Source organism: Nonomuraea sp. PA05 (genome assembly GCF_008086045.1).
GTDB lineage: Bacteria > Actinomycetota > Actinomycetes > Streptosporangiales > Streptosporangiaceae > Nonomuraea > Nonomuraea monospora.
This window is the reverse complement of record NZ_VSEY01000002.1, coordinates 278,015-292,371: the sequence shown is the minus strand read 5'-3', so window position 1 is coordinate 292,371 and position 14,357 is coordinate 278,015. Positions and strand designations below refer to the sequence as shown.

General features: G+C 72.5%; 14 protein-coding genes. 1 reads left to right on the top strand and 13 read right to left on the bottom strand.

All coding sequences use genetic code 11. The annotated features are described in order from the left end of the window. Positions 1–80: 80 nt before the first annotated feature. From FXF51_RS04350 to FXF51_RS04335, 4 genes are all read right to left on the bottom strand, one after another. Positions 81–1,556, bottom strand: coding sequence for an aldehyde dehydrogenase family protein (locus FXF51_RS04350; protein ID WP_222871120.1), 1,476 nt, complete (start codon positions 1,554–1,556; stop codon positions 81–83). After that, complete coding sequence (locus FXF51_RS04345; protein ID WP_148432918.1) at positions 1,553–3,241, bottom strand: thiamine pyrophosphate-binding protein; 1,689 nt, start codon at positions 3,239–3,241, stop codon at positions 1,553–1,555. The genes FXF51_RS04350 and FXF51_RS04345 overlap by 4 nt, the downstream gene beginning before the upstream one ends. 1 nt (position 3,242) lies before the next feature. Next, entirely contained in the window at positions 3,243–3,716 is a 474-nt protein-coding gene (locus FXF51_RS04340) for a hypothetical protein (RefSeq protein ID WP_148432917.1), read from the bottom strand. A gap of 77 nt (positions 3,717–3,793) precedes the next feature. Next, positions 3,794–4,399, bottom strand: a complete 606-nt coding sequence (locus FXF51_RS04335) for a PadR family transcriptional regulator (RefSeq protein WP_148432916.1) — start codon at positions 4,397–4,399, stop codon at positions 3,794–3,796. Between the two features lie 52 nt (positions 4,400–4,451). Here FXF51_RS04335 and FXF51_RS04330 point away from each other — a divergent pair, with 52 nt between their 5' ends. Continuing rightward, the gene (locus FXF51_RS04330) at positions 4,452–5,441 is read left to right on the top strand and encodes an ABC transporter substrate-binding protein (RefSeq protein WP_148432915.1); all 990 of its coding nucleotides are present in this window, start codon (positions 4,452–4,454) and stop codon (positions 5,439–5,441) included. Here the strand turns inward: FXF51_RS04330 and FXF51_RS04325 are convergent. The 9 genes from FXF51_RS04325 to FXF51_RS04285 form a co-directional block, all read right to left on the bottom strand. After that, complete coding sequence (locus FXF51_RS04325) at positions 5,438–6,397, bottom strand: arabinan endo-1,5-alpha-L-arabinosidase (RefSeq protein WP_262379283.1); 960 nt, start codon at positions 6,395–6,397, stop codon at positions 5,438–5,440. The two genes, FXF51_RS04330 and FXF51_RS04325, sit on opposite strands and share 4 nt — an antisense overlap. 281 nt (positions 6,398–6,678) lie before the next feature. Next, complete coding sequence (locus tag FXF51_RS04320; protein WP_148432914.1) at positions 6,679–7,218, bottom strand: dihydrofolate reductase family protein; 540 nt, start codon at positions 7,216–7,218, stop codon at positions 6,679–6,681. A 29-nt stretch (positions 7,219–7,247) separates the two neighbouring features. Further along, on the bottom strand, positions 7,248–8,252 hold the full coding sequence (locus FXF51_RS04315; RefSeq protein ID WP_148432913.1) for a LacI family DNA-binding transcriptional regulator: 1,005 nt from the start codon (positions 8,250–8,252) through the stop codon (positions 7,248–7,250). Beyond that, positions 8,249–9,328 (bottom strand): Gfo/Idh/MocA family protein, encoded by a 1,080-nt coding sequence (locus FXF51_RS04310; protein ID WP_262379299.1) that lies wholly within the window; start codon positions 9,326–9,328, stop codon positions 8,249–8,251. The genes FXF51_RS04315 and FXF51_RS04310 overlap by 4 nt, the downstream gene beginning before the upstream one ends. Positions 9,329–9,333: 5 nt before the next feature. Next, complete coding sequence (locus FXF51_RS04305; RefSeq protein WP_148432911.1) at positions 9,334–10,179, bottom strand: amidohydrolase family protein; 846 nt, start codon at positions 10,177–10,179, stop codon at positions 9,334–9,336. A 34-nt stretch (positions 10,180–10,213) separates the two neighbouring features. Next, positions 10,214–10,675, bottom strand: a complete 462-nt coding sequence (locus FXF51_RS04300; RefSeq protein WP_148432910.1) for a VOC family protein — start codon at positions 10,673–10,675, stop codon at positions 10,214–10,216. After that, on the bottom strand, positions 10,672–11,874 hold the full coding sequence (locus FXF51_RS04295; protein WP_148432909.1) for an ABC transporter permease: 1,203 nt from the start codon (positions 11,872–11,874) through the stop codon (positions 10,672–10,674). The genes FXF51_RS04300 and FXF51_RS04295 overlap by 4 nt, the downstream gene beginning before the upstream one ends. Continuing rightward, positions 11,864–13,390 carry a sugar ABC transporter ATP-binding protein gene (locus tag FXF51_RS04290; RefSeq protein ID WP_222871119.1) on the bottom strand — a complete coding sequence of 509 codons (1,527 nt, stop codon included), beginning with the start codon at positions 13,388–13,390 and terminating at the stop codon, positions 11,864–11,866. Before FXF51_RS04290 ends, FXF51_RS04295 begins: the two co-directional genes overlap by 11 nt. Then, positions 13,372–14,337: a sugar ABC transporter substrate-binding protein gene (locus FXF51_RS04285; RefSeq protein ID WP_148432908.1), complete on the bottom strand. Its 966-nt coding sequence runs from the start codon at positions 14,335–14,337 to the stop codon at positions 13,372–13,374. Before FXF51_RS04285 ends, FXF51_RS04290 begins: the two co-directional genes overlap by 19 nt. Positions 14,338–14,357: the final 20 nt, after the last annotated feature.

Here is a 14,357-nt window from a genome sequence, read left to right as displayed (position 1 = left end):
GGGTCGAAACGTTTCGCACCACGCTAAAGTCCGGTTTGTGGGGATGTCAATGGGGTGAATTCGGAGGCCCGAAACTGGGGCTACCGCGCGGATGATCCTTCCCCTGCGCCGAAGATCGTCACCGCCTTCGTCTGTGTGAAACCGAGCAGCTCCTCCACGCTCTCCTCACGCCCCACCCCCGACGCCTTCACCCCGCCGTACGGCACCCCGGGGAAGTGCCGCGACACCCCGTTCACCCACACGAACCCCGCCTCGAAGCCCGCCGCGAACCGGTGGGCGCGGATCAGGTCGCGGGTCCACACGGATGCGGTCAGGCCGTAGTCGACGGCGTTGGCCAGGCGCAGCGCCTCCTCCTCCGTCGTGAACGTCAGCACGCTCAGCACCGGCCCGAAGATCTCCTCGTTGGCGGCGCGCATGTCCTGCGTGACCCCGGTCAGCAGCGTGGGCTCGACGAAGTGGCCCCGGTCGAGGTGGGACGGGCGCCGGCCGCCGGTGGCGACGACGGCGCCCTCGTCCTCGGCGGTGCGGACGGCGGCCAGGACGCTGGCGGCGTGCGCGGCCGAGACCAGCGGCCCCACGTCCGTGTCCGGGTCGAGGGCCGGGCCGACACGCAGGGCGCGCATCAGGCCGCGGACCCGCTCCGTCACCTCACCGGCGATGCTCGCGTGCAGCAGCAGGCGGGAGGTGGAGCCGCACGACTGGCCGGTGCTGGCCGTCAGGTTCATGCCCTGGACGGCGCCCCGGGCGGCGGCCTCCAGATCGGCGTCGGGGAAGACGACCATGGCGTTCTTGCCGCCCAGCTCCAGCGTGACGTGCTTGACCGCCGCCCACGCCGCCGCCTCCTGGATGGCCCGGCCCGTGCGCTCACCGCCGATGAACGCGATGCGCCGGATGCCCGGGTGCGCGGCGATGGCCGCCCCCGGGTCGGGGCCGACGCCGGTCACCACGTTCAGCACGCCCGGCGGCAGCAGGCCGCCGAACAGCTCGCCCATGCGCAGCGCCGACAGCGGGGTCTGGTGGGCGGGCTTGACGATGACCGTGTTCCCCGCGACCAGCGGCGCGGCGATCTTCCCGGCCGCGAACATGATCGGATGGTTGTACGGCAGGATCCGCCCGACCACCCCGTACGGCTCGCGCACCGTGTAGTGCAGGTGCTCCGCGCTGGCCGGGATCACCTCGCCGCGCAGCTCCAGCGCGCAGTCGGCGAACAGCTCCAGCGACTCCGCGGCCCGCTCCACGTCCAGCAGCATCTCCCGGTACGGGCTGCCCAGGTCGAGGGCGTCCAGGGTGGCCAGCTCCTCCCGGTGCTCGCCCAGCGTCGCGGCGAGGCGGCGCAGGAAGCCGGCCCGCTCGCGCGGCGGGACGGCGCGCCAGGCGGGGAACGCGCGGGCCGCCGCCTGGTAGGCCGCCTCCACGTCGTCCTTGCCGCCGTCGGGCACGCGGGCGAGGTACCCCTCCGTGCTGGGGTCGGCCACCTCGTACGTGCGCCCGCTGACGCTCGTCACCAGCGCGCCGCCGACAAGCATGCGCCACGAACGGTCACGCGGGCTGTTCACTTCGACCTGCTCGCCGGTAGCGGGATGACGCCCGGGGGCAGGCCCTCGTGCCGGTCCTGCACGACGTCCACGATCGCCGGCTTTCCTGACGCGAGGGCCCGCTCCAGGGCGGGTACGAGGTCGGCGCCGCAGGTCACGCGCTCACCGTGGGCGCCGTGCAGCCGGGCGAAGCCGGCCAGGTCTGGGTTGTCATGGAAGACTCCGAGATATCGGGCTCGGTGGGCGGTGCGCTGGCGGTCCCTGGTGTTGCCGTACGCGTAGTTGTCCGCCACCACGGTGACCACCGGGATGCGCTCGCGGACGGCCGTCTCCAGGTCCTGGGCCACCATCCAGAAGCTGCCGTCGCCGCTGAGGCAGATCACCCGCTCGTGGGGGCGGGCGAGCTGGATGCCGAGCGCCGCGGGGAAACCCCAGGCCATCGCGCCGCCCGAGGAGGCGAAGTGGCTGCCCGGGCGGGTGAAGTCGAGGTGGCGCTGGATCCAGACGCCGGTGCTGGGGGCGTCCACGACGAGGGTGGCGGGGGTGCGGGCGAGCGTCTCGGCGAGGGCGCGGACGAGAGCCGCCGTCGCGACCGTGCCGGGAGGCGGCGGGCCGGCGTCGGGGAGGCGGCGGTCGCGGGTGCGGGCGGCGCGGAGCCCGGCCAGCCAGTCCGATGCGGACGGTGACCGCGCGGTGTCGTCGATCCAGGTGAGGAGGTCGGCCGCCGCCAGGGTCGCGTCGGCGTGCAGGCCGACCTCGGGCGGGTATACCTTGCCCAGCTCGGCCGGGTCGATGTCCACGTGCACGAGGCGGGTGCCGGGGGAGAGCAGCGTCCATCGCTTGGTGGTGAACTCCGAGAAACGGCAGCCGAGCGCCAGGACGGCGTCCGCCTCCTTGATCGCGCGCTCGGTGGCGGGGAAGGCGCCCGCGCCGAGGGAGCCCAGGAAGTTCGGGTGGTCGTTGGGGAACTGGTTCTTGCGCGACCAGGTGGTGACGGCGGGCGCGCCGAGCCGCTCCACCAGCGAGGTGATCGAGCAGGGGAAGCCGCCCGCGTCCGGACCGCCCGCTGCGGCGGCCGTGCGGACCCCGCCGCCGATGATCACGGCGGGGCGCTCGGCCTGGGCGAGGACGCGGGCGGCGGTCCTGGCGTCCGCGGCGGCCGGGCGGGGCAGGCCGGGACGGAAGCGGGGCTGCGGCCTGGCCTCGGCGCCGGCGCGCAGCACGTCCAGTGGCAGCGAGACCAGCACGGGCCCGGGACGCCCCGACACGGCCCGGCGGACCGCGCGCTGCAGCAGCTCGGGGATGCGGCCGGCGCGATCGATCTGCGCCTGCCACCGGGTGATCGGCCGGAACAGCGTCAGCACGTCCAGCTCCTCGAACGCGTCGCGCCCCGCCACGTCCCCCGGCACCTGCCCGACGAGGGCGAGCAGCGGGACGGACTCGTCGAAGGCGTTGCCGACGGCGGTGGCCAGGTTCATGGCGCCGGGGCCACGCGAGGCGACGCACACCCCGAGCCGGCCGGAGCCCCGGGAGAAGCCGTCGGCCATCGAGGCGGCCACCTGCTCGTGCCGGACCGACAGGTAGCGGATCCGGTCCTGGCGGGCGAAGGCGTCGAGCAGGTCCATGATCGTGGTGCCCGGGATGCCGTACACCTGGGTGACGCCCTCCGCGGCGAGCACCTCCACCACGAGCCCGGCCCCGTTCACGTCAGATCACCACGTGGATCAGCCAGGTGGTGAGCGGCGCGACCAGCACCATCAGGTGCGGGGTGACCGCGAGCGCGCCGAGCGCGCCGACGCCTACCCCGGTGATGGCAGGCAGGGTGGCCGTGAGCACGACAGTGGGGGGAGGCCCGGGAGCGCCGCCGCCGCCGGCCGCGGCCGAGGGAGGGGTTGCCGGATGACCGGCGGCGGCGACTTCTGCCCCGGGGCCGCCGTCTCGGGGCGGCCCCGGGGAGATCTCGTCGGCCGGCCCCGGAGAGATCTCGGGGACCGGCCTCGGACACACCTCGGTGCGGGGCTCCTTCATCAGCGCGCGCCCGCCGAACAGCAGGAACGTGGCCGCCCCGAGCGCCAGGCTGAACACGAAGCCGCCTGCCCGCGGCCACAGGTTGACCGGCCGCAGCGTGCCGACCACGAACACCGCGAGCGGAACGATGACGGAGACGACGTGCAGGGACATCGACGATCCTCCTCGCGTGCCGGACGCGACGCGCAGGCTGACCGTAGATCGGGCCGTAAATGTGTGTCAATAGTGACTTATTTGGGGAGGGTGCCGCCGTCCTCCAGCCGGTCGATCAGCTCCAGGCCGCGCTCGGCCCACTCGATCTCCGTCCTGGCGCGGGCGATGAGCCCCCGGTAGGCGTGCACCTTGTAGGCCACGATGGCGTCGTGCGACTCGGCGGGCGAGCCGGCCAGGCGGCGCCGCAGCAGCGCGGTCTCCCGGCGGGCGAGCTGGTCGACGTGCAGCTCGTAGCGGTCGCGCAGCGCCTCGTAGTGCGCGCGGTGGGCTCTGAGCTGCGTGCGCGCCTCCTGGAAGGAGCCGTACTCCAGGTAGGTGGCCTTCACGTACGCGGAGTCGCGCGTCGCGGGCGGCTCCTCCACCTCCCGCACCCACCGCCGCAGCTCGGCCAGGCCCGCCTCGGTCAGCGTGTACGCCCGCTTGGTGGCCAGCGCCTTGTCGCCCCTGGCCAGCGTCTCCGCGACGACCAGCCCGCCGGCCTCCAGGCGGCGCAGCTCGGTGTAGATCTGCGAGTGCTGGGCGTGCCACACGTACGCCACCGACTGGTCGAACTGCTTGGCCAGCTCGTAGCCGGTCATCGCGCCGGCCTCCAGCAGGGCGAGCAGTGCGTGACGCAGCGACATGGGGACGAGTATGTCATAGTTGACATAAATTTCACGGGAGGTGCGTGGGGTCATGGCGGAGCTGTCCCTGTCGTTCGCCTGCTGGGACTACGACCGCACCAGGGCGCTGCGCGAGGGCCGGGTCAAGCCGGAGGGCATCGAGCTCAACCAGCTCACGCTGCCGGTCGAGGAGACGTTCTACCGGCAGCTCCGGCACCGGGAGTTCGACGTCAGCGAGATGAGCCTGTCGTCGTACGTGCTCACGCTGAACGAGCCCGAGCCGCCGTTCGTCGCACTGCCCGTCTTCCCCTCCCGCTTCTTCCGGCACCAGTCGATCTACGTCAACGCGCGCAGCGGCGTCGAACGCCCCGAGGACCTGGCGGGCAAGCGGGTCGGCGTGCCCGAGTACCAGATGACGGCCGCCGTGTGGCAGCGCGGGATCCTGGCCGAGCACCACGGCCTGCCGGTGGACGCGGTCACGTACTGGACCGGCGGGCTCGAGCAGGCGGGGCGGGAGGAGAAGCTCCCGCTCGACCTGCCCGAGCACCTCCGCGTGCGGCCCGTCCCGCCCGGCGCGACCCTGTCGGAGATGCTCGCCGCGGGCGAACTGGACGCGCTCTACAGCGCCGCGCAGCCGTCGTGCTTCGGCCGCGAGCCCGCCGTCAGGCACCTGTTCCCCGACTTCAAGCGGGTCGAGCAGGACTACTTCCGCCGCACCCGGATCTTCCCGATCATGCACGTGGTGGTGGTCAGGCGGGAGCTGTACGAGCGGCACCCGTGGATCGCGCGCTCGCTGTACAAGGCGTTCGACGAGTCGCTGCGCCTGGCGCTGGAGGACCTCCTGCACCGCAACGCGCTCAAGGTCATGCTGCCCTGGCTGCACGACCACGTCCGCGAGACGCTCGACGTCCTCGGCGACGGCTACTGGGCCTACGGCCTGGAGCCCAACCGGCACGTGCTCGACCGCTTCGCCGCCTACTCCCATGAGCAGGGGCTGGCCGCGCGCCGGTGGGCGCCCGGGCAGATCGTGCTCGGGCAGGCCTCCGAGAGCTACGTGCTCTAGTACACGTACGGCCAGCCGGCCGAGTCCCAGCCGAGCAGGTTGATCCCCAGCTTGGGAGTGCCGTTCGCGTTGCCGTCGTAGTAGTGGTAGACGAGCAGGTCGCCGTCCACGTCGGACATGACGCTCTGCCCGCCCGGCCCGACGACGCTGCCGTGGGTCTCCAGCACCATCGTGCCGCCGCCGCTCAGCATGGAACGGCCCGAGCGGTCGGTGTACGGCCCTGTGGGGCTGGTGGAGCGGCCGACCTTGATCTTGTAGGTGCTGTCGAGGCCCGCGCAGCAGCGGTCGTAGGAGGCGAACAGGTAGTAGTAGGAGCCGTGCCGGACGATGTCCGGCGCCTCGACCGCGTAGGGCGCGTCGGGGCGGGTGGCCAGGTGGTGGAGGGTGCGGTCGGAGGAGTGCCGCTTGCCGGTCGCCGGGTCGAGCCGGATCATGCGGATGCCCGTCCAGTACGAGCCGAAGCTCAGCCACCACCGGCCGGAGGCGTCCACGAGCAGGTTCGGGTCGATGGCGTTGTGGTCGTTGCTGGTCGTGGTGGCGTAGACGACGCCCTGGTCGGTCCACGAGCCGGGCTGCCCGGTCGAGCTGGTGGCCAGGCCGATCGCGGAGTTGTTGGAGCCGAAGCTGGAGACCGCGTAGTACATGAGGTATCTCCCGCCCTGCTGGGAGATGTCCGGCGCCCACGGGTCGTTGCCTGAGGAGTAGGTCCGCCACCACGAGGGCGGTGTGCGGAAGGCCGAGCCGGCCCGGGTGAAGGTGATCCGGTCGGTGGAGGTGCGGGCCTCCAGGTAGCCGTGCGTGGAGTACAGCACGTAGTTGGACGAGGTGCGGATCATGGTGGGGTCGTGCACGACGACGTCGCCGGCGACCCTGCCGGGGTTGGGGTAGGCGAACGAGGCGCCCATCAGCGCCAGCGCGCTGGCGGCGGTGGCGGCGAGACGGAACAGGCGGCGCAAGAGTCCTCCTCGGGTGGGTGGGACGCTGCGCCGGTGCGTCGCAGGCAATGTAGGCGCGGGTTCGCGGGAGCGTCAACCCGGCTGTGAAAGTTACATGCGGCTGGACGGGCGAAGTGCGGCGATGCGGGTTCGCGGCGAGTGCGCTCTTGACAGGCGTTGTCAGCGTTCGTAGATTCGGGCCGCTTTCCATTCGTGATGTTAACGCTAACATCAGCGCTGCGCCCGCGCTGTCCCATCCGGCCGGACCATCGGGTCCGGCCGGTCCCCCCGGCCTGGGAGGCTCACCTCAGTACGCGGTACCAGATGTTCGTGGCGCCAGGCACGTGGCTGACGCTGACCTGTTCGAGCCGGACGCTCGCGCCGCCCGGCTGCTCGAACAGGCGCACGCCGTCGCCGAGCAGCACCGGCAGCACGATCGTGAGGACCTCGTCGACCAGCCCCGCCAGCAGGCACTGCCGCGCCACGTCCGCGCCGAGAATGCTCACGTACTTGCCGCCGGCCGCGGCCCTGGCCGCCGCGACCGCACGGTGCAGGTCATCGTGGAAGGCGACGTCAGGCTCCGCGGTGTCCGGGACGTCGTGGGTCAGCACGAACTGCGGCCCCTGCCACGCGCCGCTGAACGCGCCCTCCTCGTCCGTGCCCTTGTTCGGGTCGTCGCCCCGGTAGGTGCGGTTGCCCACGAGCAGCGCGCCCACCTTGCCGGGCAGCTCGTCCATGGGCGGGTTCGGCGCCAGGTGCGCGGACATCCACGACATGTCGCCGCCTGGCCCGGCGATGAAGGCGTCCGCCGACATGGCGACCGAATACAGCAGTTTGCTCATGACCTGTAGACGATCGCGCACGGCGGAACTCATCGTCCAGGGGGCGCGGTGGAGCGGCGCTGGATCAGCTCTATCGGCCCGGCCAGCACCTCCGCCACCGTGTCGTCCGGCTTCAGGCTGCCCAGCAGCGTCACGCCGCGCCGCCCCAGCTCCGCCAGCGGCATCCGCACCGTGGTCAGCGCCGGGTGCAGGTAGCTGGCCAGGTCGAGGTCGTGCACGGCGACGATCGACACCTCACGCGGGATCTCCAGCCCGGCCGCCCGCGCCCCCTCCATCGCCCCGATGGCCGAGGCCACGTTCGCCACGAAGACGGCAGTGGGCGGGTCCTGGCCGGCGAGCAGCCGCGCCATGGCCGCCGCCCCGCCCGCCGGGGTGTAGTCGGCCGCCACGATCGGGCCCTCCGGCAGGCCGGCGTCGCGCATCGCCGCCGAGTAGCCGGCCGACCTGCGGGCGGCGGTGTCGGCCCGCGACGGGCCCGCCAGGTGGGCGATGCGGCGGTGGCCGAGGCGGACCAGGTGCTCCACGGCGAGGGCGGCGGCCCGCTGGTCGTCGAGGATGACGTACCGCTTGACGCCCCTGCTGCGGTTGTTCAGCATCAGCCACGGGATGGCGGCCTGGTCGAGCTGCTGGGTGAGCGAGGTGTCGTCGCCGGTTCCGGCCAGCAGCAGCCCGTCGATGCGGCCCTGCCCGATGCGGTCCATGTACTCGCCCAGACCGGCTCCGGTCGCGCTGCCGGTGACCAGCACATACCCCTGCGCCGCGGCCTCCGCCTCCGCGCCCTTGATGATCTCGGCGTAGACGGGGTTGGCGAAGTCGGGGATGAACAGCCCGAACATGTGCGCCCGCGACGTGCGCAGGCTGCGCGCGGCCACGTTGGGCCGGTAACCCAGCTCGTCGATGGCGGCCAGCACCCGCTCGCGCGTCTCCTGGCGGATGTTGAGCGTGGGGTCCTTGTTGACGACACGCGAGACGACGGCCCGATCGACCCTGGCCATCGCGGCGACGTCCGCGAGCGTCACGCGGGAGCGCTTCATGCGGACGATCCTGGACGCACGCTCTGCCCGCTGTCCATCGAACGGTAGAGCGCGTCGAGCAGCCGCAGCGTGCCCAGGTTGTCGCGGCCCGACGTCTCCGGCTCGCCGCCCTCGGCGACGGCCCTCAGCAGCGAGCCCATCGGCCCGGCCACCGCGTCGGGCAGCCAGCGCCGCGTCACCGGGTACGGCAGCCAGCCGTCCGTCGGCAGCACCCGGCTCTCCACCGCCAGGGTGTCGGGGCGGCCGTGCGGGTAGTCGTACAGCAGGCCGAGCGTGCCCTTGATCGCGCCCTCGGTGCCGTCGATGCGGAAGGACGCCTCGCCGTCGCCGGAGCGGTTCTCGTGCGTGGCGTGCACCAGCGCCCGCACCTCGCCCGGATAGACCAGCGTGCTCATCGTGCGCGTCTCACCCTTGGCGAGCTGGCCAGGGGTGCGGCTGCCGGCGCAGAAGACCAGCTCGGGGTCGCCGAGGATCGAGCGGATGGCGTCCAGGTAGTGGATGGAGTGGTAGACGATCTCCAGCCGGTCGGTGGTGACCAGCCAGTCCCACGCGCTCCAGTCGGTGAGGATGTTCACGGTGAACGTCATCGCCGTCGGCTGCCCGATCCACCCGGCGCGCACCATGGCGCGGGCGGCGGCGATGCCCTCGTCGAAGCGGAGCTGCTGGTTGACCGCGATCTTCAGCCCGGTGGCCGCCGCCACGTCCACCAGCCCCTGGCCGGTGGCGACGTCCGGCGCGAACGGCTTCTGGCACAGCAGGTGCTTGCCCGCCGCCAGCGCCTGCCGCGCGACGCCGGGCTGAGCGCCCGGCGCGACCGCGATGTCCACGACCGCGACCCGCTCGTCGGCCAGCAGCTCCTCCAGCGACGCGTACGTCCTGGGCACCCCGTGCCGGGCGGCCACCTCGGCGGCGCGCCCGGCGTCGAGGTCGAACAGCCCGGTCACCTCCAGCCCGGCCTGCCGGTAGGCGGGCAGGTGGGCCACGTCCACGATCGCCCCGGCGCCCACGATCGCGATCGGCCGGCGGTGCTCCGCCGGGATCGTCAGATCGGCGGCTGCCGCGATGGGCACGAACACGTCGATCAACGCTCCTCCATCCGGTAGAAGTGGGCGGCGGTGCCGCCGAGCACCATCGCGCGCTCGGCGTCGTCCAGCCCCGACAGCGCCACCTGGGTCTCGCGCCACACCTTGGCGTAGTCGCCGGCCAGCGTGGCCACCGGCCAGTCGCTGCCGAACATCAGCCGCCCGGGGCCGAACAGCTCCAGCGCGTGCTCGACGTAGGGCCGCAGGTCCTCGCCCGTCCAGGTCGCGGCGTCGGCGGCGGTGTTCAGCCCCGACACCTTGGCGTACACGCCGGGGCACCCGGCCGCGCGGGCCAGCAGCGACGCCCACGGCTCCCAGCCCTTGTCCCTGATCGGCGGCTTGGCCAGGTGGTCGATCACCATCCGCAGCCCCGGCACCCGCTCGGCCAGCACCGGCACGTGCTCCAGGTGCCGCGGCAGCACCGCCACCACGTCGAACGGCACCTCCGCCTCGGCCAGCAGCTTCAGCCCCTCGATGACGGGCTCCTGGAGCACCCAGTCGGGGTCGGGCTCGTCGTGGATGAGATGCCTGATCCCGGCGAACTTCGGGTGGCGCCGGTAGCGCTCCAGTGCCTGGGCCGCCTCCTCGGGCCGGAGCAGCGGCACCCAGCCCACCACCGCGCCGACGACGTCATGGGCGTCGGCCTGCGCCAGCATGGCGTCGGTGTCGGCGTAGGAGTCCATCGACTGCACCAGGACCGTGCGGTCCACGCCCGCCGCGGCGAGCTGGGGGATGAGCTCGTCCGGCTCGAACGTGCGGAAGATCGGCCCGGCATCGGGCGTCAGCCAGGGGTAGGAACCCGTCTCCAGGTTCCAGAAGTGCTGGTGGGCGTCGATGACGGTCATGCGGCCCCTCCTCCCAAGATCAATCGTTTGAGCGTCACAAACTAGCAGGAGGTTGGACGAGCTCCAGCGTGATCTCGTCGGGGTCGAGGAAGTAGCAGGCGTAACCGCCCTTGTTCACCCCGGCCGTGATCTCCTCCGGCGGGTTGACGAACCGCACCCCGGCCGCCGACAGGCGGGCGTGCTCGGCTCGCGCGTCCTCGACCGTGAGGGCCAGGTGGGCGGCGCCGGGCAGGTGGCGGGCGGGGTCACGGGGCTCGCCGCGCGGCACGACGTACTCGACGAGCTCCAGGTCGTGGGTGGAGACGCCGCGCGGCTGGCCGGGCACGGCGAGCTGGGCGACGCGCAGCACGGCGTCCGGGTAGCCGACGAGCCTGCGGGTGTAGTCGTTGTCCTGCTCCTGCCGGTGCACCAGCGTGAAGCCGAGCAGGCCCTGGTAGAACGCCACGGACCTGTCGAGGTCGGCGACGGTGAACGAGAAGTGCCAGACGCCTCTCATCGCAGCGCCTCCTGTCTGACCGGTACCTGCGGTTTCGATGTTTCCCTCACCCGTTTGACCTGCCGCTGGCGGCCGGCGACGGTGTAGATGGCGGCGGCCACGACGACGACCGTGCCGACGATGACCCCCTGGTAGTTGGCGCCCAGGTTGAGCACGTTGAAGCCGTTGTCCAGGGTGAACAGGATGAGCGCCCCCACGACCGATTTCAGCACGCTGCCCAGGCCGCCGAAGAGGGAGGTGCCGCCGAGGATGGCCGCGGCCAGCACGGTCAGCTCGGTGCCCTGCAGCCCCGTCGGGTTGATCGCCAGCAGCTTGGCCGCGAACAGGATGCCGACGAAGCCGGAGCCGAGCCCGTTCAGCACGAACGCGCCGATCTTGTAGCGGTTGACGTTGATGCCGGACAGGCGGGCCGCCTCGGCGTTCGCGCCGACCGCGTACAGGCGGCGGCCGATCACCGTGTATCGCAGCACCGCCCAGGTGATCGCGGCGATCACGATCAGGTAGTACGTCGGCTTGCTCAGCCGCAGCTCGAACCCGAGCAGCGGGCTGAGCGCGATCGCCACCACGCCCGCGGCGACGATCGCGATCCCGGCGGCGCGGGAGCGGCCCGGGGAAGGACGCAGCAGCACGAACACGCCCGCCGCGACGGCGAGCGCGCCCAGGACGGCCAGGACGTGGGGGATCGTCCAGTATCCGGCCTGGAGGGCGATCAGCGAGCTCTGCGCGTCCGGGTCGGAGGCGGTGATCGTACGGCCGTCGGTGAGGATGAGCACCAGCCCGCGCACGGCCGTCATGGTGCCGAGCGTGACGATGAACGCGTTGATGCCGACGAGCTGCACGATCAGCCCGTTCACCGCCCCGCACACCAGCCCCGCGCCCAGCGCGATCGCCATCGCCAGCGGCAGGCCGAGCGGCGCCACCAGGCTGAGCACGGTGGCCGCCGAGAAGGCCGCCACCGACGCGACCGACAGGTCGAAGTTGCCGCTGATGAGCACGACCGTGGTGAACACGGCGAGGATGGCGATCAGCGACGACTGGTCCAGGATGTTGATGAGGTTCGTCGCCGACAGGTAGGGCGGGCGGCCGAGCTGGGCCGTCAGCAGCGTCAGCACGGCGACGATCAGCAGGAGGGCGTAGACCACGCCCGCGTTGCCCGGCCGCAGCGCGGCGGCCAGCCGGGAGCGCTCGTCATGCGGCATGGTTCGCACCTCCCTCGCCGAATCCGTTCGCCAGCATCAGCAACTCCTCCTCCGATGTCTCGTGCGCCGCCCGTTCCGCCACGACGCGGCCCTCGCGGACGACCAGCACCCGGGTCGCCACCGCGAGGATCTCCTCGAACTCGCTGCTCACCACGAGCACCGCGCCGCCGTCCGCGGCGAAGCGGCGCACCAGTTCGAGGATGTCGGCCTTGGCGCCGACGTCCACCCCGGCGGTGGGCTCGTCGAGCATGAACACGCGGGCGCCGCCGTACAGCCACTTGCCGAAGACGACCTTCTGCGCGTTCCCGCCGGACAGCTCGGTCGGCAGCGCGTCCGGCCCGGCGCAGACGATGCCGAGGTCGGCGATGGCGCGCGCGGCGCGCTCGTGCTCGTCCGGCTCGCGCGGCAGCGACCGGCCCGACGACAGGGACGGCAGGTCGGGCAGCGAGATGTTCTTCCAGATGGGGAAGGTGTTCACCAGCCCCTGGGCGCCGCGGTCCTCCGGCACCAGCGCCATGCCCGCGGCCACGGCGGCGCGCGGGGTGCGGCGCACCGGGCGGCCCTCGACCAGCACCTCGCCGGTGGCGCGCGGGTCGGCGCCGTAGACGGCGTGCAGGATCTCGGAGCGGCCCGAGCCGAGCAGCCCGGCCAGCCCGATCACCTCGCCCGCCCTGGCCTCGAACGACACCTCGCGCACGCCCGACGGCGAGCCGAGCCCGCGCACCGACAGCAGCACGGGGGCGTCCGCGGGGACCGGCTCGGCGCCGCGCCGCTCGGCCTCCAGCAGGTCACGGCCCACGATCACCTGGACGAGGCGGTCCTCGTCGTAGCCGGCGGTATCGCCCTCCTCCACGACCGTGCCGTCCCGCAGCACGGTGACCCGGTCGGTGAGGGAGAGCACCTCGTCCAGGAAGTGCGAGACGTACAGGAAGGCCGTGCCCTGGGCGGACAGCCTGCGCACCACGTCGAAGACCACCTGCCGCTCGCCCTCGGCGAGCGAGGCGGTCGGCTCGTCCATCACGACCAGCTCCGCGCCGGTGGCCAGGGCCTGGAGGATCGCCACCATCTGCCGCTCGCCGATGGCCAGGCCGGCCACCTCGGCGTCGGGGTCGATGGCGTAGCCGACCCGCTCCAGCAGCCGGGCGAACTCGGCGCGCCTGGCCTTGGGCAGCCGCCACGGCCCCGGGGTGCCGAGGAAGACGTTCTCCAGCACGGTGAGCGTGGGCGCGAGCGGCACGTGCTGCATGATCGTGGCCACGCCCGCCTTGTTGGCGGCTCCCGGGGTGCGCCAGACGACCTCCTCGCCCTTCCAGCGCACGACGCCCGAGGTCGGCGCGTGCGCACCCGCGATCACCTTGATCATCGTGGACTTGCCCGCGCCGTTCGCGCCGACCAGGCCGTGCACGCTGCCCGGCAGCACGGTCAGGCGGGCGTCGCGCAGCGCGACGGTGCCGTTGGGGAACTCCTTGCCGACGCCCGTCAGGGACAACAGGGGCGTCACCATTGCGGCGTGCAATCGGCGAGGTTGTCCTTGGTGATGGCCGGAGTGTCGTAGCTGACGAACGCCGCGTCCTGCTTCTTCTCCCCGGTCAGGTGCTTGTAGAGGGTGTCCAGGGCGAGCTTGCCCAGATCCTCCGGCTTGTAGCAGACGGTGCCCGCGATGGCGCCCGACTTGACCGCGTCGATGCCCAGCTTGCTGCCGCCGATGCCGACGATCTTCGCCTTGGAGCCGGCCGCGGCGACCGCCTTGGCGCAGCCCGCCGCCATGTCGTCGGACTGGGCGTAGAAGAGCTGGGTGTCGGGGTTGGACGAGAGCATGTTCTGGCAGGCCGACTGGGCCTTGTCCTGCACCCAGTCGCCGGGCTGGCGGGCCACCACCTCGTACGTGGCGCCCTTGGCCGCCGCCGACTTCGGGAAGTCCTGGTAGCGCTGCACCACCTCGGCGAACCCGGCCTGCCCTTCGACGATCGCCATCTTGCCGCCGCCGGGCACGACGCTCGCGGCGATCTCGCCCGCCTTGCCGCCCGCCGCGTACTCGTCCTGGGTGACCAGCGCCACCAGGCCCGGGTAGACGTCCTTGAGCCGGCGCGACTTGGGGTCGCCGACCTGGGAGGCGACGGCGACGGTGGGGACGTTCGAGGCCTTGAGCCGGTCGGCCAGGCCCTGCGCCACGCCGGAGTCCACCGGCAGGATGAGCACGCCGTCGGGCTGCTGGGCGATGAGGTCCTGGACGTCGTTGCTCTGCTTGTCGGCCTTGCCCTGGGCGTCCAGCTCGACGATCTTCACGCCGAGCCTGGCCGCCTCCTCCTTGACGCCCTTGCCGATGGCGGCGGGGAAGGGGAAGCTCAGGCCCAGGTTGGAGACACCGATCGTGTACTCCTTCTTACCGTCGCCGGCCGCGGTCGTGGACCCGCAGGCCGTCACGCTCAGGGCGAGGGCGGCGGCGAGGATTGACTTCTTCATGAGTTCTCCAAGTCAATCGT

Coding starts and splice junctions, on each gene's coding strand:
- FXF51_RS04340 (WP_148432917.1), bottom strand. CDS start 3,716: ATGTCCCTGCACGTCGTCTCCGTCATCGTTCCGCTCGCGGTGTTCGTG.
- FXF51_RS04335 (WP_148432916.1), bottom strand. CDS start 4,399: ATGTCGCTGCGTCACGCACTGCTCGCCCTGCTGGAGGCCGGCGCGATG.
- FXF51_RS04330 (WP_148432915.1), top strand. CDS start 4,452: ATGGCGGAGCTGTCCCTGTCGTTCGCCTGCTGGGACTACGACCGCACC.
- FXF51_RS04320 (WP_148432914.1), bottom strand. CDS start 7,218: ATGAGCAAACTGCTGTATTCGGTCGCCATGTCGGCGGACGCCTTCATC.
- FXF51_RS04315 (WP_148432913.1), bottom strand. CDS start 8,252: ATGAAGCGCTCCCGCGTGACGCTCGCGGACGTCGCCGCGATGGCCAGG.
- FXF51_RS04305 (WP_148432911.1), bottom strand. CDS start 10,179: ATGACCGTCATCGACGCCCACCAGCACTTCTGGAACCTGGAGACGGGT.
- FXF51_RS04300 (WP_148432910.1), bottom strand. CDS start 10,675: ATGAGAGGCGTCTGGCACTTCTCGTTCACCGTCGCCGACCTCGACAGG.
- FXF51_RS04295 (WP_148432909.1), bottom strand. CDS start 11,874: ATGCCGCATGACGAGCGCTCCCGGCTGGCCGCCGCGCTGCGGCCGGGC.
- FXF51_RS04285 (WP_148432908.1), bottom strand. CDS start 14,337: ATGAAGAAGTCAATCCTCGCCGCCGCCCTCGCCCTGAGCGTGACGGCC.